17 protein-coding genes are annotated in these 19236 nt (G+C 66.6%); 11 read left to right on the top strand and 6 right to left on the bottom strand.

Features of this window, described 5'->3' with window-relative positions:
• Positions 1–105 precede the first annotated feature (105 nt).
• A complete protein-coding gene (locus tag NJD74_RS01880; RefSeq protein ID WP_319623546.1) occupies positions 106–1356 on the top strand; it encodes a DUF819 family protein in 1251 nt (416 codons plus the stop codon).
• 199 nt (positions 1357–1555) lie between these two features.
• A complete protein-coding gene (locus NJD74_RS01885) occupies positions 1556–2758 on the top strand; it encodes a DUF3103 family protein (protein WP_319623547.1) in 1203 nt (400 codons plus the stop codon).
• A 140-nt stretch (positions 2759–2898) separates the two neighbouring features.
• Here NJD74_RS01885 and NJD74_RS01890 read toward each other — a convergent pair whose 3' ends face one another.
• Both NJD74_RS01890 and NJD74_RS01895 read right to left on the bottom strand, forming a co-directional pair.
• Positions 2899–3123: a CstA-like transporter-associated (seleno)protein gene (locus tag NJD74_RS01890; protein WP_019183464.1), complete on the bottom strand. Its 225-nt coding sequence runs from the start codon at positions 3121–3123 to the stop codon at positions 2899–2901.
• Positions 3123–5204, bottom strand: coding sequence for a carbon starvation CstA family protein (locus NJD74_RS01895; protein ID WP_121038787.1), 2082 nt, complete (start codon positions 5202–5204; stop codon positions 3123–3125). Before NJD74_RS01895 ends, NJD74_RS01890 begins: the two co-directional genes overlap by 1 nt.
• Before the next feature lie 227 nt (positions 5205–5431).
• Between NJD74_RS01895 and NJD74_RS01900 the strand changes: the two genes are divergently transcribed.
• The gene (locus NJD74_RS01900; protein ID WP_319623548.1) at positions 5432–6283 is read left to right on the top strand and encodes a pirin family protein; all 852 of its coding nucleotides are present in this window, start codon (positions 5432–5434) and stop codon (positions 6281–6283) included.
• A 124-nt stretch (positions 6284–6407) separates the two neighbouring features.
• Here the strand turns inward: NJD74_RS01900 and NJD74_RS01905 are convergent, their stop codons facing one another.
• From NJD74_RS01905 to NJD74_RS01920, 4 genes are all read right to left on the bottom strand, one after another.
• Positions 6408–6869: a hypothetical protein gene (locus NJD74_RS01905; RefSeq protein WP_070470395.1), complete on the bottom strand. Its 462-nt coding sequence runs from the start codon at positions 6867–6869 to the stop codon at positions 6408–6410.
• Positions 6870–7105: 236 nt separating this feature from the next.
• Complete coding sequence (gene aqpZ, locus NJD74_RS01910; RefSeq protein WP_083298677.1) at positions 7106–7828, bottom strand: aquaporin Z; 723 nt, start codon at positions 7826–7828, stop codon at positions 7106–7108.
• A 113-nt stretch (positions 7829–7941) separates the two neighbouring features.
• Positions 7942–8805: a pirin family protein gene (locus NJD74_RS01915; protein ID WP_019183458.1), complete on the bottom strand. Its 864-nt coding sequence runs from the start codon at positions 8803–8805 to the stop codon at positions 7942–7944.
• 159 nt (positions 8806–8964) lie between these two features.
• Positions 8965–11028: a 3-hydroxyacyl-CoA dehydrogenase NAD-binding domain-containing protein gene (locus NJD74_RS01920; protein WP_319623549.1), complete on the bottom strand. Its 2064-nt coding sequence runs from the start codon at positions 11026–11028 to the stop codon at positions 8965–8967.
• 237 nt (positions 11029–11265) lie between these two features.
• Between NJD74_RS01920 and rpoE the strand changes: the two genes are divergently transcribed.
• The 8 genes from rpoE (at position 11266) to era (ending at position 19232) form a co-directional block, all read left to right on the top strand.
• Positions 11266–11886, top strand: coding sequence for an RNA polymerase sigma factor RpoE (gene rpoE, locus NJD74_RS01925; protein WP_019183456.1), 621 nt, complete (start codon positions 11266–11268; stop codon positions 11884–11886).
• Positions 11883–12785 carry a sigma-E factor negative regulatory protein gene (locus tag NJD74_RS01930; protein WP_319623550.1) on the top strand — a complete coding sequence of 301 codons (903 nt, stop codon included), beginning with the start codon at positions 11883–11885 and terminating at the stop codon, positions 12783–12785. The genes rpoE and NJD74_RS01930 overlap by 4 nt, the downstream gene beginning before the upstream one ends.
• Positions 12786–12873: 88 nt before the next feature.
• Complete coding sequence (locus tag NJD74_RS01935; protein WP_319623551.1) at positions 12874–14400, top strand: DegQ family serine endoprotease; 1527 nt, start codon at positions 12874–12876, stop codon at positions 14398–14400.
• A gap of 167 nt (positions 14401–14567) precedes the next feature.
• Positions 14568–16358, top strand: a complete 1791-nt coding sequence (gene lepA, locus NJD74_RS01940) for a translation elongation factor 4 (protein WP_019183453.1) — start codon at positions 14568–14570, stop codon at positions 16356–16358.
• A 100-nt stretch (positions 16359–16458) separates the two neighbouring features.
• On the top strand, positions 16459–17253 hold the full coding sequence (gene lepB, locus NJD74_RS01945) for a signal peptidase I (protein WP_019183452.1): 795 nt from the start codon (positions 16459–16461) through the stop codon (positions 17251–17253).
• A gap of 32 nt (positions 17254–17285) precedes the next feature.
• Positions 17286–17669: a DUF4845 domain-containing protein gene (locus NJD74_RS01950; protein ID WP_046273302.1), complete on the top strand. Its 384-nt coding sequence runs from the start codon at positions 17286–17288 to the stop codon at positions 17667–17669.
• Entirely contained in the window at positions 17659–18339 is a 681-nt protein-coding gene (rnc, locus tag NJD74_RS01955) for a ribonuclease III (RefSeq protein WP_319623552.1), read from the top strand. Before NJD74_RS01950 ends, rnc begins: the two co-directional genes overlap by 11 nt.
• Positions 18336–19232, top strand: a complete 897-nt coding sequence (gene era, locus NJD74_RS01960; RefSeq protein ID WP_019183449.1) for a GTPase Era — start codon at positions 18336–18338, stop codon at positions 19230–19232. Before rnc ends, era begins: the two co-directional genes overlap by 4 nt.
• The last annotated feature ends 4 nt before the right edge of the window (positions 19233–19236 follow it).

Consider the following 19236-nt stretch of genomic DNA (forward strand, 5'->3'; position numbering starts at 1 on the left):
CGCGCTGCGCTGCAAAGTGTGGCGTCGTGAAGACAATGTTAAGCTCCGGAGGCGCCGCTCTATGCGGCGCTTTTTTTTTCCCTTCGATCGACAGAGGATGGCTTGATGCCGACCGAACCCAGTACTGCCCTGATCACTAATGACATCGTCGGCCTCGGCCTGATCGCCGCCACCCTGGCCGTGATCTTCTGGGCCGCCAGTGGCCCGACCCCGATCCTCAAGAAGATTTTCGCGTGGGTGCCGGCGCTGTTGCTGTGCTACTTCATCCCGGCCATCTACAACACCGCCGGCCTGATCGACGGCCACAACACCTCGCTGTACAACCCGATCGCCCGTGACGTGCTGCTGCCCGCAGCGCTGGTGCTGCTGACACTCTCGATCGACCTGAAGGGCATCATGAAGCTGGGCCCGAAGCTGCTGGTGGTGTTCTGCGCCGGCACGCTGGGCATCATCCTCGGCGCGATCGTGTCGTTCCAGACGATGTCCTGGATCCACCCGGCCACCGTGGCCGGTGATACTTGGAAGGGCATGGCCGCCCTGGCCGGCAGCTGGATCGGCGGCGGCGCCAACATGGTGGCGATGCGCGAAGTGTTCGGCACCGATGCCACCACCTTCGGCCAGTTCGCGGTGGTCGACGTGGCCTGCGCGAGCCTGTGGATGGCGGTGCTGCTGTTCCTGGCCAACCGCGCCCAGCAGATCGATACGCGCAATGGCGCCGATACCCGTGCCATCGATGAGATGAAGGCCCGGATCTCCGCCTACGAGGCGCAGAACGCCCGCATTCCCAGCCTCACCGACCTGATGGTGATCGTCGGCGTGGCACTGGGTGGCGTCGGTCTGGCGCATGCCATCGCCGCACCGCTGAGCGGCTGGTTCAAGACGAATGTGAGCTGGGCCAGCCAGTTCAGCCTGGACAGCGCGTTCGTCTGGGTGGTGCTGTTGTCCACCGCGCTCGGCCTGGGCCTGAGCTTCACCCGCGCGCGCCGCCTGGAGTCGGCCGGTGCCTCGCGCCTGGGCACGCTGTTCCTGTACTTCCTGATCGCCTGCATCGGCATGCAGATGGACCTGCTTTCGCTGCTGGACCGCCCGTGGCTGTTCGCGTTGGGCGCGATCTGGATGCTGACCCACATCCTGGTGCTGTGGATCGCCGCCAAGCTGATGCGCGCGCCGCTGTTCTTCTTCGCGATCGGCTCGCAGGGCAACATCGGTGCGGCGGCGTCGGCACCGGTGGTCGCCGCGGCGTTCCATCCGTCGCTGGCGCCGGTTGGCGTGCTGCTGGGCACCGTGGGCTATGCCACCGGCACCGGCCTGGCCTATGTGACCGGGCTGATCCTGAAGTGGATGGCGGGCGCGTAAGCAGGCGCTCCTAGTTGTTGACTCCCGGGGCGGCCTTGATGGCCGCCTCTTTTTTGGGCGACGTGCCGCTGAGGTGCGAAAGGTCTGGGATCACCGTCACGTCCAGCTGTCAGAAATGGCTTCATTTGTCATGAAGTGTGAAAGAGGTGCCGGATCGTCCTGATACCGCCGCGTAAGGTCCGGCGCCATGCACTGTGCCTTGCGCCGGGCGCGCACGGCATGGAACCCATCTGTCGATGGCAGTCGGCGCCCATCAGGGAATGCGATGAAGACGAAGGGAACCTGGATGTCGCTGGTCACCACCGGCGTACTGATGATTGCTTCTGTACTGCCCGTACAGGCCGCACCGGGCGACGGTGGCAACGTGCATGCGGTGACGGAGGCGAGTGCGCGCGATGTGGCGGCGTGGCTCGGTCAGCCGGCATTGGCCGACGCCGTGGTCGATGCGCTGGCGGCGCACCCCGATCGCGGGCTGCCATTGACCTCGGTCATGGCCCGGGCCGATCCGGATGGCAGCAGCCTGGCGGCGCGCACGCTGGCTGGACGCGATGGCCTGGTCCGCCAGTACAAGGGCTTGCCGGCCGGTGCGCGCAGTTTGCTGCAGGTCCGCAGCTTCGTGCCTGCTGGGCAGGTGCTGAGCGCGGTGGCGCCTGCCGATCTCTGGGTAGCGGTGCTGCCAACGGGAGACGACCGCACCTGGACGTCGATGGTCGCCTACGACCGGCACGGACGTCAGCATCTGCTGGACGCGCAGATAGCCCCGACCTTCCCGGTGCTGATCGTGGACATCGACACAGGTCAGGCGGTGCAGGAAGGCATGGCGCTGATCAATGCAGGGTTGCAGGCGAGGGGGCTGCAGTCGGCAGATCGCCTCACGGTGACCGCCAATGGAGCGAGCTCTCTGGATGTCACCCGGCTCGACCGCATTCGCCTGGTCAATGACGGCGAGCCGTGGGCATTGGGCGGCGCCGAAGTGTTCGCGGTCGTGTCCGGGCTGCAGATCGACACGGCAGAGCCGGAGATGGCCACGGTGTCACTGCCGTATCTGGACCATGACAAGACCGATTACACCCCGGGCCAGCCGTTGGTGATCTGGGGCAATTACCGGTTCGACACCGCCAACGTGCAACTGTTCGAAGACGATGGCGACACCAATTACAAAGACCTGCTGATCGCCCTCACTTCAGGCGTGAAACTGGCGCTGGGTGCCTTCGCCCCGGAGTATGCGGTGATTGCTGATATCGGCGGCGCGATTCTCAAGGCAATTCCTAGCGGCTGGTTCACCAACGATACCGACTACCTGGACAGCTTCTACCTGCTCCAGCGCGGTCAGCGCTATACCGGAAGGATGGGCGCGGCGAACAATGCACAGGTGACGTTGAGTCCCCTCACGCTCCAGTAGTGCCGGCCGCTGGCCGGTTCCGCTTGAGGACGGCCGCAGGCAGTGTCGATCGCAGTCTGAAAAAAAAGGCGGCGCTTTCGCGCCGCCGTTTGTTCATCTGTGTCCCAACCCGCGGCCGGGACCATGCGCACCCTGCGGCGTCAGCAGCAGCGCCCCCCGTTCTTGCCGCTGTATCGCGCCTCCTGGCGCTCGCGGAAGAACGTCTTGTAGTCCATCGGCACGCGGTCCGGATGCTTCTCCAGCACATGCCGGACGTAGTTGTCGTAATCAGGAATGCCGCAGCACAGCCGTGCGGTCTGCACCAGGCGCCGCCAGATGCGGCGGTGGGCCTGGTATTGACCGGCGGGGACGAGTTCAGTGCTCATCACAGGTCCGCCATCTGGTGCGGCTCAAGCGCCACGTACGGGGTTTCCTTGTCGGTCCGCTGCGGAGTGCGGCGGGCCATGAAGATGGTCTTGATCGCGTAGAACAGGATCGAGAACACCACGAACAGGAACAGCACGGTCAGGCCGGTATTGACGTAGGCGTTGACCACGATCTGATGCATCTGGCCGACGGTCTTGGCCGGGGCGGTCAGCGTGCCGCTGGCGATCGCATCCTGGTACTTGTGCGCCTGGGCCAGGAAGCCCTGTGCCGGGTTGCTGTCGAAGATCTTGATCAGGCCGGCATACGTGGTGCAGATCAGCAGCCACACGGCCGGCACGCCGGTCACCCAGGCGAAGCGGTCACGCTTCATCTTGAACAGCACCACGGTGCCGAGCATCAGCGCGATACCGGCCAGCATCTGGTTGGAGATGCCGAACAGCGGCCACAGGGTCTGGATGCCACCGAAGGGATCCACCACGCCGGTGTAGAGCAGGTAGCCCCACAGCGCCACGCAACCGGCGGTGGCGATGATGTTGGCGGTCCACGATTCGGTCTTCTTCAGGGCCGGGATGAAGTTGCCCAGCAGGTCCTGCAGCATGAAGCGACCGGCACGGGTACCGGCATCGACCGCGGTGAGGATGAACAGCGCTTCGAACAGGATCGCGAAGTGGTACCAGAACGCCATCATCGCGTTGCTGCCGCTCGGGATCGCCTCGTGCAGGATCTGCGCGATACCCACCGCCAGCGTCGGTGCGCCACCGGCGCGGTGCAGGATGGTCGGCTCGCCGATCGCCGCGGCCGTGGCCTCCAGCTGTTCGGGGGTGATGATGAAGCCCCACGTATTGCTGATGTAGGCCGCAGCGGAGACCGCATCCGGACCGATCACGGCCGCCGGTGCGTTCATGGCGAAGTAGATGCCCGGGTCGATGATCGAGGCAGCCACCAGCGCCATCACCGCGACGAACGATTCCATCAGCATGCCGCCGTAGCCGATGTAGCGCATGTGGCGCTCATTGGCGAGCAGCTTGGGCGTGGTGCCCGAGGCGATCAGGGCATGGAAGCCGGAGACCGCGCCGCAGGCGATGGTGATGAACAGGAACGGGAACATCCCGCCTTTCCAGACCGGGCCGTCGCCGCTGGCGGCGAACTGGGTCAGGGCCGGCATCTTCAGTTCCGGCATGACGATCAGGATGCCGATCGCCAGCGCCACGATGGTGCCGATCTTGAGGAAGGTGGACAGGTAATCGCGCGGGGCCAGCAGCAGCCACACCGGCAGCACCGAGGCGACGAAGCCGTAGCCGATCAGCATCCAGGTGATCTGGATGCCGGTGAAGGTGAAGGCCGGGCCCCAGACCGGATCGGCGGCGACCTTGCCACCGAACCAGATCGCGGCCAGCAGCAGGATCAGGCCGACCACGGAGATCTCGCCGATCTTGCCCGGGCGGATGTAGCGCATGTACACGCCCATCAGGATGGCGATCGGCATGGTCGCGATGACCGTGAACATGCCCCATGGGCTTTCGGCCAGCGCCTTGACCACCACCATCGCCAGCACCGCCAGGATGATGATCATGATCAGGAAGGCGCCGAACAAGGCGATGGTGCCGGGTACCGGCCCCATTTCCTCACGCACCAGGTCACCCAGCGAGCGGCCGTTGCGGCGGCTGGAGAGGAACAGGATCATGAAATCCTGCACCGCGCCGGCCACGACCACACCCACCACCAGCCAGAGCAGGCCGGGCAGGTAGCCCATCTGCGCGGCCAGCACCGGGCCGACCAGCGGGCCTGCACCGGCGATGGCGGCGAAATGATGGCCGAACAGCACGTGTTTGTTGGTCGGGACGTAATCCAGGCCATCGTTGTTGATCACCGCGGGCGTGGCCCGGGTCGGATCGAGCTGCATCACCTTGTCGGCGATGAACAGGCTGTAGAAGCGATACGCGATGAGATAGATGGAGACCGCAGCGACGACGATCCACAGCGCATTGATGGGCTCACCGCGGCGTAGCGCGACGGTGCCTAGGCAGAATGCGCCAAGCAGTGCGATGACTGCCCAACCCAGTTTCGAAAAACCTTTCATGAGATTGCGTCTCCCTGGAGATCGTCGTAAGAGTCCGCCTTGGCACTGACGGGGTCAATGCAATGGCGGGGGCTTGCTGCTAGTACTTTGGTCGTAGGGTGGGTGTGGCGCGTGTCTGTGCACGTCGCCGGAACATCACGCTTGGAACAATCGGTTGCGGGCATGACGGTTGGCCGGCGGGGCCGGCGAGGCCATCTTGTTGATCGATCACCGACCCTGGAGTCACCATGAGCAGCCCAACCCCGGTGCGCGTGCTGCGCACCATCCGTGGCATGGCCACCTCCGATGGCGCCGGCGTGCGCCTGACGCGGGTGATCGGTGGGCCGTCGCTGCCCGATCTGGATCCGTTCCTGCTGCTGGATGAATTCGGCACGGACCGCGCCGAGGACTACATCGCCGGCTTCCCCAGCCATCCGCACCGCGGGTTCGAGACCGTGACCTACATGCTCGACGGACGCATGCGGCACAAGGACAACCACGGCAACGAGGGCCTGCTCACGCCGGGCAGCGTGCAATGGATGACGGCGGGCCGCGGTCTCATCCACTCGGAGATGCCCGAGCAGGAATCCGGGCAGATGCGTGGGTTCCAGCTGTGGGTGAACCTGCCGGCGCGCGACAAGATGACGGACCCGACGTACCAGGAGTTCGCGCCGGACCACATCCCGGTGACCGTGCCGGCCGACGGCGTGCAGGTCAAGGTCATTGCCGGCCAGGTGGGTGACACCGTGGGGCCGATCGTGCAGCCGGCCACCGATCCGGTGTACCTGGACATCACGCTGGATGCCGGCGCGGGCTGGAGCTACGCGCTGCCCGATGGCCATAACGCGTTCGCCTATGTGTTCGAAGGCGGGCTGGAGATCGGCGAAGGCGACGATGCGCGTCCGGTAGCCCGCCAGGAAATGGCGGTGCTGGGCGGCGGCGAGCAGCTGGTCCTGCGTGCCGGTGAAACCGGGGCGCGCCTGATCCTGGTGGCGGGCCGGCCGCTGCGCGAGCCGGTCATGCGGCATGGGCCGTTCGTGATGAACACCAAGCAGGAGCTGATGCAGGCCTTCGTGGATTTCCAGGAAGGCCGCTTCTGAGGGGCGTTGGCACCGCTCGCTGGCCGACAAACGCAGGACACCTGACGGTGTGGGAGGCGCCGGCCAGCGGCCGGCGTTACCGTGAATGGCGGGATGAGTGCGGTGCACCGTCCCGGCCTCGTGCTCAGCGCCCGGCGGCGACGGCCGAGGGCGTCAGGCTCATGCCCTGCGCCAACAATTGCAGCGAGCCGAGTTCGCTGGCGTCACCGGCATACAGCGCGATCTGGGCAAAGCGGTTCCTGTCGAACTTGACCACGGTGATGCGGCGGGTTTCATACCCCGGCGGCTTCTGGCCGCCCAGGTCGGGCTGGTACCAGTATAGGGTTTCACCGGCGAAGCTGCCTTTTTCCTGGCGCAGCGCACGGTTCAACGGCAGCTCCGGATTGCGTGCGCTCAAGGTCAGGCTGAGCACTTCACGCCCATCGGCGGTGCTGGCCCTGCACAGGATCAGGTCCCGCTGGGCCAGTTGCTGCCAGTTCAGGCCGCTGCTGGCGGGCAGGGACGGACATTCGCTGGTCGCTTGCGCCGCGACGGCGCCGGCAGACACCAGCAGACACACACACACAACAGCGCGCAGGACGTTCATGCATTCCCCCAAGGTCGATGATCGCGTCCGTCGCTGACAGGCGTTCCGGTGGCCGTCGACACCCCTGGCCGTGGTGGCGCATTCCCCGCGCGTCTACCGGATCACTCGCTGCCGTCAGTGTCGGACGAGTGCTCGGGACCTTAACGGAATGTGACTCAGTGTACAAATAACGGTTTCAGTTGATTCCTTTGTCAGCGTCAGCGGCCGGGCGGGGGTTGCCCGCCCGGCCCTGAGCATCAGCGCGGCGCGGTGCCCATCCACTTGTAGAGAGTGCCGCCGATCAGCCCGCCCAGCAGCGGAGCCAGCCAGAACAACCAGAGCTGGCTGAGCGCGCCGCTGCCGGCGAACAGGGCCACGGCAGTGGAGCGCGCCGGATTGACCGAGGTGTTGGTCACCGGAATGCTGATCAGGTGAATCAGGGTCAAGGCCAGGCCGATGGCGATCGGGGCGAAGCCGGCCGGTGCGTTGCCGTGGGTGGAGCCCATGATCACGATCAGGAAGAACGCGGTGAGCACCACTTCGCAGAGGGCGGCGGCGGCGACGCTGTAGCCCCCCGGCGAAAGTGCGCCATAGCCGTTGCTGGCGAATGCGCCGGCCTGGCTGCCATCGATCTGGAAACCGGGCGCGCCGGAGGCGATCTGCAGCAGGATGAAGCCGGCCAATGCGCCGCCCAGCACCTGCGCCACGATGTAGGGAAGCAGCTCGCGCGCGGGGAAGCGGCCGCCAGCCCACAGGCCGACACTGACCGCCGGATTGAAGTGCGCGCCGGACACGTGACCGAACGCATAGGCGCCGGTCAGCACGGTCAGGCCGAAGGCCAGCGCGACGCCCAGAAAGCCGATCCCCAGCGGATTGCCATCGCCGCCGAACGTGGCGGCCAGCACGGCGCTGCCACACCCACCCAATACCAACCAGAACGTGCCCAGGAACTCGGCGGCCAGACGTTTGCCCATGCTCATCGACGTGCTCCACGTGTATGCCCGGGGTGGGCAGGCGCAACGTAGCTGAATCGGGGTTCATCGGGGTGACGATGGCGTCAATACCCGACGAACGGTCGATGGCGGTGCGCGGGTCAGTACGTGGGCAGCGGAATGAACTCTTTGTCGTCGCCGGGGATGGTGCCGAAACGCCCGGATTCCCAGTCGTGCTTGGCCTGCTCGATACGCTCGGTGGAGCTGGACACGAAGTTCCACCACAGGTGGCGCGGGCCATCCAGCGGTTCGCCGCCCATCAGCATCGCCTTGATCGGGGTCTTGGCGCGCAGGCGGCCGCGGGCACCGGGCTCGGGAATGATCAGGTGCTGGGCGGGAACATCCACGCCATCGAGCTGGGCCTGGCCTTCCAGGATGTAGAGCGAGCGCTCGGCGTGGCCGGTATCGAGATCGATTTCCGCATCGGCATCCAGATCGATGGCAACGTTGAGGGTATCGGCGAAGACCTTGACCGGCGATTCTTCGCCGTACGCGCGGCCGGCGATGACACGCAGCCAGGCCCCCTTGCGGCGCTGCTGGGGCAGGGTGGCGGCGGCATGGTGGTAGAACGCGGGATCGGTCTCTTCAAACTGCTTCGGCAGCGCGAGCCAGGTCTGCATGCCGTGCAGCGGATGGTCGTGCTCGCGTTCGACGGCGGGCGTGCGTTCGGAATGGGCGATGCCGCGGCCGGCGGTCATCCAGTTGACGTCGCCGGGGCGGATCACCTGGTCCGAGCCGAGCGTGTCGCGGTGGCCGATGGCGCCGGACCACAGGAAGGTGACGGTGGCCAGGCCGATATGCGGATGCGGGCGCACGTCGATGCCGGTGCCGGGGGAGAGCACGGCCGGGCCCATCTGGTCGACGAAGACGAACGGACCCACGCTGCGCGCCTGCAGGGTCGGCACGGCGCGGCGTACCTGCAGGCCACCGATGTCATGGATGCGGGGGGCGATGATGGTCGTCATGCGGGCGGTCTCGCTGGCGGGGACAGAGCGGGAGGATCGCATGCGGGGTGTGGGGGCGGGAGGCCTGTATCGGTAACAGGTTGTTCTGGTCGCACAGGGATGGCAGCACAAACGACAACGCCACCTCACGGTGGCGTCGTCACATCACATCATCGCGCCTCAGATCACGGGCTCACGCAGTACCGGCGAGTCCCATCCCGGGCGCGGGGCGAAGCGATCGCCGTAGCGCTGCTGCAGCACCTTGAGGCGTTCGACCAGCACATCGGCACCGGTGGCGCGGATGTACTGGATCGGGCCGCCGCGGAACGGGGCGAAGCCGGTGCCGAAGATCACGCCGGCATCGAGCAGGTCCGCATCGGCGACCACGCCGTCGTGCAGGCAGGCCACCGCTTCGTTGAGCAGCGGCAGGATCAGGCGGTCTTCCAGATCGGCCGGGATCTCGTAGTTGGCGGGGACGTCCGGCTTCTGCGCCCGGCCGTTCTCCCACTTGTACAGGCCCTGCCCGTCCTTCTTGCCGCGCTTGCCCTGTTCCACCGTCGCCAGGGCAGCCGGCACCTGCAGCCCCAGAAAGGGCGCCAGTTCCTTGCCCACGCCTGCGGCCACGTCCAGACCGACGGTATCGAGCAGTTCGATCGGGCCCATCGGCATGCCGAACTTGACCGCGGCCTTGTCCAGCACCGGCCCGGGCACGCCTTCGGCATAGGCGGTGGCGGCTTCGAGCATGTACGGGAACAGCACGCGGTTGACCAGGAAGCCAGGGGTACCGGCGACCGGCACCGGGAACTTGCCCAGTGCCTTGCAGAACGAGGCCAGGCGACGCTCGGTTTCCGGGGCCATGCCGTCGTGATGGATGATTTCCACCAGCGGCATCTGCGCGACCGGGTTGAAGTAATGCAGGCCGGCAAACTGCGCCGGCCGCTGGATGTGGTCGCGCAGTTCGTCCAGCGGGATCGATGAGGTGTTGGTGGTCAGCAGCGCATCGGCCTTCATTGTCGGCTCCAGCGACTGGTACAGATCACGCTTCGCTTCCGGATTCTCGATGATCGCTTCGATCACCAGATCGGCCAGCGCCACGCCCTCGCCCGCGAGATCGGCCTTCAACCGCGCGGCCACGGCCGGGCGCTTGCTGTCGTCCTTCACCCGCTTGGCGAACAACGCCTGCGCGCGTTCCATGGCCGGATCGATGAAGCGCTGCTCGCGATCCTGCAGGGTCACGTTGAAGCCCTTGTAGGCCGACCACGCGGCGATGTCACCGCCCATCACGCCGGCACCGACCACGTGCACGTGCTGGATGCCATGGTCCTTGCCACCCAGGGCCTTCAGGCGTTCGGTCAGGAAGAAGATGCGGATCAGGTTGCGTGCGGTCGGCGTGCCGGCCAGCTTGACCACCGCGCGACGCTCGGCATCCAGGCGGGTCTGGATCGGGCTGCCACCGGTGCGCGCCCAGGTGTTGATCAGCGCGTACGGCGCCGGGTAGTGCTCCTTGCGCGCCTTGCGGGCGACCTGCTTGGCCATCTGCGGGGCGAGCAGCCTGCGCGCCAGCCAGGTGTTGGTGATCCACGCCGTCGCGCGCTGCTTGAACGGGCGGGTGGTGCCCTTCAGTGCGAGCGAGACCGCGGTATCGAGCAGCACGGCGGGCGCGACGACCTTGTCGACCAGGCCGATGTTGCGCGCGGCCGAGGCCGACAGATTGCGGCCGGTCAGCATCATGTCCATCGCCGCCGGCGCGCCGACCAGCTGCGGCAGGCGCGAGCTGCCGCCCCAGCCCGGGAAGATGCCCAGCTGGGTTTCCGGCAGGCCGATCCGGGTGGACGGATCATTGGAGGCCACGCGGTAACGGCAGGCCAGCGCCAGCTCGGTGCCGCCGCCCAGGCAATGCCCATGGATCGCCGCCACGGTCGGGCAGGGCAGTTCGGCCAGCTTCTGGTAGGTGCTCTGGCCACGGCGGATCGCGTCATTGACGGTGCCGCGGCGGTCGAACGCCTGGAATTCCTTCAGGTCCGCCCCGGCAATGAAGCCGGCCGCCTTGATCGACTGGATCACCACCGCCTTGGGCGGGTCCATCGCGATCCGCTCGATCAGGTCGCCCAGTTCGAGCAGCACGTCCTGCGACATGGCGTTGACGCTGCTGTCCTGGCGGTCGAGGCTGAGCACCACGACGCCATCGTCACGGATCTGCGGGTGCCAATGCGAGAAGCGGAGCCCATCGAAGCCTGAGAGCATGGGAACGTTCCATCCGGTTGTGTATGGAGAAGGGGGCTATGATCCAGAGGTTGTTTCCTCCCCGTCAAATCCCTATAGCTGGGGAGAGATACCGTCGATTCATTGCCTGGATCGGAAACCTTAACGGAACGGTGGTTAAAAGCTGGTGCGGCGCTGTGTGATCGAGCGCTGAACTTTTCCCGGGATTGGCAGTCTCATTGCCCGACGTCGGTTGGGCTGACAGGAGTGCGGCCCCCCATGGCCGAGGTTGAAACACCACAGGAGCTGGACCTGGAGCTGGTCCGACGTGTTCAGCGTGGCGAGAGCGCGGCGTTCGATGTCCTGGTGCGCAAGTACCAGCATCGGGTCATCGCGCTGATCGGGCGCTACATCGCGGACTGGAGTGAATGTCAGGACGTCGCCCAGGACACGTTCGTCCGCGCGTACCGCGCGATCGGCAGTTTCCGCGGCGACGCCCAGTTCTATACCTGGCTGCACAGGATTGCCGTGAACACTGCCAAGAACCATCTCGCCGCGCACAACCGCCGCCCGCCCACCGATGACATCGAAATCGGGGACGCCGAGCAGTACGACAGCGGCACCCGCCTGCGCGACACCGACACGCCCGAACGCGAGTTGATGCGGCAGGAACTGGAACAGACGGTGATGAAGGCAGTGTCCGCGCTGCCTGAAGAACTGCGGTCAGCCATCACCATGCGCGAGGTGGAGGGCCTGAGCTACGACGAAATCGCGCAGAAGATGGGGTGCCCGATCGGCACCGTGCGGTCGCGGATTTTCCGTGCCCGCGAGGCGATCGACACTGAACTTCGGCCGCTGCTCGATGTGGGCAGCGCCACCCGCGAGAAGAGCCGCGCATGAGCCACGATATGTCCAATGATGCTTCCCGGGGCGCGTCCCCCGATAAATTCGACGCCCATTACCGTCAGCAGCTGTCCTCGCTGATCGATGGTGAACTGTCGGCCGATGAAGCGCGCTTCATGCTGCGTCGGCTGGAACACGATGAGGCCTTGTCCAGCTGCAACGAACGCTGGCAGGTGCTGGGCGATGTGCTGCGCGGGCAGGCCTGCGCACCGGCCCCGGTCGATTTCGCCGAGCGTGTGCGCGCGTCCGTGGCCGTAGAGCCCGCCCCGGCGATGCAGGCCAGGGTGGAGCGTGGCCCGGAGCAGGCGCAACGGCGCGGCAGCTGGCGACGCTGGGGCGGTGGCGCGGCGTTGGCCGCCTCCGTGGCCGCGGTGGCGATGTTCATGACGCGCGAACAGCTGCCCGCCCAGGCCCCGCTGGAGGCGCCGACCACCATCATCGCCAGCCAGGCCGAACTGCCGGCCGCACCGGTTACCGAAGCCTCTGCCGCCGAACAGGCACTCGCCGTGGCTGCGGTGCCGGCGGCTGCGGTGGCGGCGGCCAGCCGCCGCCAGGACGTGGCCACCGCACGCCGCGCCAGCGCCAGCGCCACGCGCACCCAGCAGGCCGCGCGTGGCAGCGCCGCCGAACGCAGTGCCGAACCGCAGCGGGCGGTTGCCAGCCAGGCGCCGTTGACCCCGGCCATGCCGGCGGCGACCGTGCGGCAGTTCCCGTTCGGTGAGGTCGGCAACCTGCAGGCCAAGCCCTGGCCGCGGTCCAGCCTGGCCCCGGCTGCGGGCGGGGCGCTCAATGCGAGCTTCTCCACGCAGGCGCCGCAGGCTGCGTTCTATCCCTTCGAGCCGCGTCTGCAGGAGTCAGCCGAAACGGCCGAACCCGCACGCCGGCACCGCGACTGAGCATCGTCGCGGCGACGCTCCGCTCCGGCCCGTGCGCCGGAGCGTTCCCCCCCCCCCCTTTTTTTCCTGACCCGGAGGCTCGTGTCTGATGACCGCCCGTATCCGTACCCACGCCCTGGCGCTGATCGCCATGACGCTCCCACTGGTGGCCTGCGCCCAGTCGCCGTCGCCGGCCACCGCTGCCGCCCCGGCGGCGGCCGCCGCTCCGCGGGCGCCGGCGCCGCAGCTGGTCAGCGGTCTGCCTGACTTCACCAACCTGGTCGAACAGGTCGGTCCGGGCGTGGTCAATGTCGAGACCACCATCGTGCGCAGCAACCGCCAGGCGCGCATGGCCGGTCCGGCGGACCAGGACATGCCCGAATTCTTCCGCCGCTTCTTCGGTCCGGACTTCCAGATGCCGGGGCAGGGCGCCGACGGCCCCGATGACGGCACGCCGAGCATCCGCGGCCGCGGCATGGGCTCGGGCTTCATCATCTCCGCCGATGGCTACGTGCTGACCAATCACCACGTCGTTGCCGATGCCAGTGAAGTGAAGGTCAAGCTCGGCGATCGCCGCGAGTTCACCGCCAAGGTGGTGGGCAGCGACCAGCAGTACGACGTCGCCCTGCTCAAGATCGACGCCAAGAACCTGCCGACGGTGCGCGTGGGCGATTCCAATACGCTCAAGCCGGGCCAGTGGGTGGTCGCGATCGGTTCGCCGTTCGGGCTGGACAACTCAGTGACCGCCGGCGTGGTCAGCGCGGTGGGGCGCAGCACCGGCGGTCCGGACCAGCGCTATGTGCCCTTCATCCAGACCGACGTGGCCATCAACCAGGGCAACTCCGGTGGCCCGTTGCTCAATACCCGCGGCGAAGTGGTCGGTATCAACTCGCAGATCTTCTCCGCGTCCGGTGGCTACATGGGCATCAGCTTCGCGATCCCGATCGACCTGGCCATGGGCGCGGTCGAACAGATCAAGAAGACCGGCCGGGTCAGCCGGGGCCAGCTGGGCGCGGCCGTCGGGCCGATCGACAGCCTCAAGGCGCAAGGGCTGGGCCTGCCGGACAGCCGCGGCGCGCTGGTCAACGAAGTGGTCGCGGGCAGCGCGGCGCTCAAGGCCGGTATCGAGCCGGGTGACGTGATCCGCTCGGTCAATGGCAGCCCGATCAATACCTTCAGTGATCTGCCGCCGGCCATCGGCGCGCTGCCGCCGGGGAGCAAGGTCCGCCTGAGCGTGCTGCGCGACGGCAAGGAGCGGGAAATCACCGCCACCCTGACCGAACTGGCCGAAGACGCCGAGCGCGGCGCCACCCGTCCGGCCGCGGAAGCGGCCAAGCCGGAGACCGGCGCCAATGCCCTGCTGGGGCTGGACGTGGCCGATCTGACCGCCGCGCAGCGCCAGCAGCTGGGCCTGGCGGCCGGCGAGGGCGTGCGGATCACCCGGGTCAACGGCCAGTCGGCGCGTGATGCAGGCCTGTCGCCGGGGCTGGTGGTGCTGCAGGTCGGCCGCACCCCGGTCGGCACCGTGGCCGCGCTGAACAAGGCGCTGGGCGGTTACAGCAAGGGTGACGTGGTCATGTTGCTGGTCCGCGCCAACGGCAACAGTGCCTTCGTGGCGGTCAAGGCCGGGCAGTAAGCCCGCCCCGCCTGTGTTTCCGGGCCCGCTTCGGCGGGCCCGGTCGTTTCCAGGGGGCCGTTGGCGACAATCGCCGCCGGGCCCACGCGGGACCGGGCCGGCCATGCGATAATCCGCAGTCATCCTGACGACGCGACGCGCCGCCGCCACCTATGTCTTCTGATTCGATGCGGTTCATCCGCAACTTCTCCATCATCGCCCACGTCGACCACGGCAAGTCCACGCTGGCCGATCGCATCATCCAGCTTTGCGGTGGCCTCCAGGCCCGTGAGATGGAGGCGCAGGTGCTCGACTCGAACCCGATCGAGCGCGAGCGTGGCATCACCATCAAGGCCCAGTCGGTCTCGTTGCCGTATGTCGCCAAAGACGGCCAGACCTACCACCTGAACTTCATCGACACCCCCGGGCATGTCGACTTCTCCTATGAAGTCAGCCGCTCGCTGGCCGCCTGCGAAGGCGCGCTGCTGGTGGTCGATGCGGCCCAGGGCGTGGAAGCGCAGTCCGTCGCCAACTGCTACACGGCCGTTGAGCAGGGGCTGGAAGTGGTGCCGGTGATCAACAAGATCGACCTGCCCACCGCCGATATCGAGCGCGCCAAGGCCGAGATCGAGGCCGTGATCGGCATCGACGCGACCGATGCCGTGCCGGTCAGTGCCAAGACCGGCCTGAACGTGCAGGACGTGCTGGAGGCGATCGTGCATCGCATTCCGCCGCCGGTGCCGCGTGATACCGACAAGCTGCAGGCGCTGATCATCGACTCGTGGTTCGACAACTACCTGGGCGTGGTCTCGCTGGTGCGCGTGATGCAGGGCCAGATCAAGGCGGGCGACAAGCTGCAGGTGATGTCCACCGGCCGCAACCACCAGGTCGACAACGTCGGCGTGTTCACTCCCAAGCGCAAGGTGCTGCCGGCCCTGCGCGCCGGTGAAGTGGGCTGGGTCACGGCCAGCATCAAGGACGTGCACGGCGCGCCGGTCGGCGACACCCTGACCATGGCCGCCGACCCGGCCGCCAAGCCGCTGCCGGGCTTCCAGGAAATGCAGCCGCGCGTGTTCGCCGGCCTGTTCCCGGTCGATGCCGAGGATTATCCGGACCTGCGCGAAGCGCTGGACAAGCTGCGCCTGAACGATGCCGCGCTGCGCTTCGAGCCGGAAAGCTCCGAGGCGATGGGCTTCGGCTTCCGCTGCGGCTTCCTGGGCATGCTGCACATGGAAATCGTGCAGGAGCGCCTGGAACGCGAATACAACCTGGACCTGATCAGTACCGCACCGACCGTGGTCTATGAAGTGCTCAAGACCGACGGCACCATCATCAACATGGACAACCCGGCCAAGCTGCCGCCGGTGAACCAGGTCGATGAGATCCGCGAGCCGATCATCCGCGCCAACGTGCTCACCCCCGAGGAGTACATCGGCAACATCATCAAGCTGTGCGAAGAAAAGCGCGGCAGCCAGCTTGGCATCAACTACCTGGGCAGCCAGGTGCAGATCAGCTACGAACTGCCGATGGCCGAGGTGGTGCTGGACTTCTTCGACAAGCTCAAGTCGGTCAGCCGTGGCTATGCCTCGCTGGACTACCACTTCGTGCGCTTCGATGCCGGTCCGTTCGTCCGCGTGGACGTGCTGATCAACGGCGACAAGGTCGATGCGCTGTCGCTGATCGTGCACCGCAGCCATGCCGATCGCCGCGGCCGCGAGCTGTGCGAGAAGATGAAGGAACTGATCCCGCGGCAGATGTTCGACGTGGCCATCCAGGCCGCCGTCGGCTCGCAGATCATCTCGCGCACCACGGTCAAGGCGATGCGCAAGAACGTGCTGGCCAAGTGCTATGGTGGCGACGTTTCGCGCAAGAAGAAGCTGCTCGAGAAACAGAAGGAAGGCAAGAAGCGCATGAAGCAGGTCGGCCGCGTGGAAATCCCGCAGGAAGCCTTCCTGGCCGTGCTGCAGATGGACAAGTAAGGCCGGATGGCTTTCCCGGCAGCGGCGGGCGGCACCGGATCGGTGTCGCCGGACGCGCAGGGGCACACCACACCGCTGCAATCGTTCCCAAGGACACTGCATGAAATTGTTTGAGTTCCTCCTGGTCGTACTGACGTTGGCCTCGGGCCTGATCCTGCTGGCTGAAAAGCTGTACTTCGCCAAGCGCCGCGCCCAGCGCGCCGGCCTGCTGGACACCGAGCCGGTGGTGGTCGATTACGCCCGGGCGTTCTTCCCGGTGCTGGCGATCGTACTGGTGGTGCGCAGCTTCATCGCCGAGCCGTACAAGATCCCGTCCAGCTCGATGATGCCCAACCTGCTGATCGGCGATTTCATCCTGGTCAACAAGTTCTCCTACGGCCTGCGCCTGCCGTTGAACAACGCCAAGGTGATCCCGTTCGGCGAGCCCAAGCGGGGCGACGTGGTGGTGTTTCACTTCCCGGGCCACTCGGACAACGATCCGGCCAAGGGTGAGAACTTCATCAAGCGCGTGATCGGCGTGCCGGGCGACCAGATCGAGTTCCAGGGCAATGGCCTGATCCTCAACGGTGAGCCGGTCAAATACGACAACAAAGGCCTGTACGCCGGCCATAACGGCCAGGGCGAGGGCAGCTCGCTGCTGGTCGAGCACCTGCCGGGCCGCACCCATACCGTGCTGGAGACCGACTACGCCCGCGGCGAAGGCCAGTGGACCGTTCCGGCCGGCAAGTACCTGGTGATGGGCGACAATCGCGACAACAGCGACGACGGCCGCTTCTGGGGCCTGCTGCCGGAGGAAAACCTGCGCGGCAAGGCCTTCCTGATCTGGCTGAACTGCTCGGGCTGGTTCTGCAAGGACGGTTTCGAGCCGTCGCGGATCGGCACGGGTATCCATTGATTGATGGCACACGCGTATCTGGGGAGAACGCAATGAAGAACATGACATCGCAGCGCGGCATCACCTTGACCTCGTTCCTAGTGGTCCTGATCGTGGTCGCCTTCTTCCTGTACATCGGGATGAAGCTGTTCCCGATGTACCAGGAGTATTACGCCGTGCGCACGGCGCTGAAGAGCCTGGCCAAAGAGCCGGGGGTGGCCAACATGGAGCCGGCCAGGGTCCAGGAGCTGTTCTTCAAGCGCATCCACATGAGCTATTCCGAGAATCTCAAGCCCTCCGATATCAAGTTCGACCGCATCGACGGCGGCTGGAACTTGAAGGTCAACTACGAAGTGCGCCGTGAGCTGATCGGCAATCTCGACGTGGTGGGCAAATTTGACACCAACCAGGATCTGACTCTCCGCGGTGCCGACTAAGACCTTCCAACGCGGTGACCTGATCGGTCACCCCTTCAACGATCCGGGCCTGCTCCAGCAGGCGCTGACGCATCGCAGTGCCGGCACGCCCAACAATGAGCGGCTGGAATTCCTCGGCGACAGCATCGTCAACATGGTGGTGGCCCAGGCGCTCTACGAACGCTGGCCCAAGGCCGACGAGGGCGCGCTGACCCGCGCCCGTGCCGAACTGGTGCGCGAGGGCGCGCTGGCGGTGATCGCGCGCGAGCTGCACCTGGGCGAGCGCCTGATCCTGGGCCCGGGCGAGATGAAGACCGGCGGCCATCGCCGCGACTCCATCCTGGCCGATGCGCTGGAAGCGGTCGTCGCCGCAATCTACCTCGATGCCGGCTTCGCCACCTGCCGGACCGTGGTGCTGCCCTGGTTCACTGCTTCGATGCAGGCCCTGCCGGCCACCGGCAAGCCGGAGAAAGACCCCAAGACCCGGCTGCAGGAATGGCTGCAGGCGCGGCAGAAGGCATTGCCCCTGTACGAGCTGGTGTCAGAATCGGGTGACGATCACGCCAAGACCTTCCGGGTACGCTGCGGCGTAACCGACCCCGCTGTCAGCACCGAAGGCGAAGGTGCCTCGCGACGGCTGGCCGAACAACAGGCGGCTGCCGCCGCCCTCGAGCAACTGGATTCCAAGTGAACGAAGCAACCCCCCATCGTTCCGGCAGCGTGGCCGTCATCGGTCGCCCCAACGTCGGCAAATCCACCCTGACCAACGCCCTGGTGGGCGCCAAGGTCAGTATCGTCTCAAACCGGCCGCAGACCACGCGGCACCGGCTGCTCGGCATTGCCAGCTACCCGGAAGGGCAGATCGTGCTGGTCGACACCCCCGGCCTGCACCGTGCGCAGAAGCGCGCCATGAACCGGGTGATGAACCGCGCCGCGCGCGGCTCGCTCGAGGGCGTGGACGCCGGCATGCTGGTGATCGAAGCCGGCCGCTGGGACGAGGAAGACACGCTGGCCTTCAACGTGCTCAGCGACTCGGGGATCCCGGTGGTGCTGGTGGTCAACAAGATCGACCGGCTCAAGGACAAGGGCGCCCTGCTGCCGTTCCTGCAGCAGGTCACCGAGGGCCGCACGTTCGCCGCGGTGCACCCGATCTCGGCGCAGAAGCGCAATGGCCTGGAATCGCTGGTCCGCGACCTGATGAAGCTGTTGCCGGAAGCCCCGCCGATGTTCGGCGAGGACGAGATCACCGACCGCAGCCAGCGCTTCCTCGCCGGTGAGCTGGTGCGCGAGCAGCTGATGCGCCAGCTCGGCGAAGAACTGCCGTATGCGACCACGGTCGAGATCGAGCGCTTCGTCGAAGATGGCAACCTGCTGCGCATCGGTGCGGTGATCTGGGTCGAGCGCGAAGGCCAGAAGGCGATCGTGATCGGCAAGGCCGGCACCCGCCTGAAGGAGATCGGCGCCAAATCCCGCCTGCAGATGGAACGTCTGTTCGGCGCCAAGGTCTTCCTGGAAACCTGGGTCCGGGTGCGCGAAGGCTGGTCCGACGATGAAGCCGCGCTCAAGGCGTTCGGCTACGAATAAGCCG

This window comes from Stenotrophomonas sp. RG-453, from assembly GCF_033843685.1.
GTDB lineage: Bacteria > Pseudomonadota > Gammaproteobacteria > Xanthomonadales > Xanthomonadaceae > Stenotrophomonas > Stenotrophomonas bentonitica_A.

Bases quoted from the DNA above. Each gene is read 5' to 3' on its own strand.
- NJD74_RS01895 (WP_121038787.1), bottom strand. From the start codon at position 5,204: ATGAAAGGTTTTTCGAAACTGGGTTGGGCAGTCATCGCACTGCTTGGC.
- NJD74_RS01935 (WP_319623551.1), top strand. From the start codon at position 12,874: ATGACCGCCCGTATCCGTACCCACGCCCTGGCGCTGATCGCCATGACG.
- NJD74_RS01880 (WP_319623546.1), top strand. From the start codon at position 106: ATGCCGACCGAACCCAGTACTGCCCTGATCACTAATGACATCGTCGGC.
- NJD74_RS01920 (WP_319623549.1), bottom strand. From the start codon at position 11,028: ATGCTCTCAGGCTTCGATGGGCTCCGCTTCTCGCATTGGCACCCGCAG.
- NJD74_RS01950 (WP_046273302.1), top strand. From the start codon at position 17,286: ATGAAGAACATGACATCGCAGCGCGGCATCACCTTGACCTCGTTCCTA.
- lepB (WP_019183452.1), top strand. From the start codon at position 16,459: ATGAAATTGTTTGAGTTCCTCCTGGTCGTACTGACGTTGGCCTCGGGC.
- NJD74_RS01930 (WP_319623550.1), top strand. From the start codon at position 11,883: ATGAGCCACGATATGTCCAATGATGCTTCCCGGGGCGCGTCCCCCGAT.
- lepA (WP_019183453.1), top strand. From the start codon at position 14,568: ATGCGGTTCATCCGCAACTTCTCCATCATCGCCCACGTCGACCACGGC.
- NJD74_RS01900 (WP_319623548.1), top strand. From the start codon at position 5,432: ATGAGCAGCCCAACCCCGGTGCGCGTGCTGCGCACCATCCGTGGCATG.
- NJD74_RS01915 (WP_019183458.1), bottom strand. From the start codon at position 8,805: ATGACGACCATCATCGCCCCCCGCATCCATGACATCGGTGGCCTGCAG.
- aqpZ (WP_083298677.1), bottom strand. From the start codon at position 7,828: ATGAGCATGGGCAAACGTCTGGCCGCCGAGTTCCTGGGCACGTTCTGG.
- rpoE (WP_019183456.1), top strand. From the start codon at position 11,266: ATGGCCGAGGTTGAAACACCACAGGAGCTGGACCTGGAGCTGGTCCGA.
- NJD74_RS01905 (WP_070470395.1), bottom strand. From the start codon at position 6,869: ATGAACGTCCTGCGCGCTGTTGTGTGTGTGTGTCTGCTGGTGTCTGCC.
- NJD74_RS01890 (WP_019183464.1), bottom strand. From the start codon at position 3,123: ATGAGCACTGAACTCGTCCCCGCCGGTCAATACCAGGCCCACCGCCGC.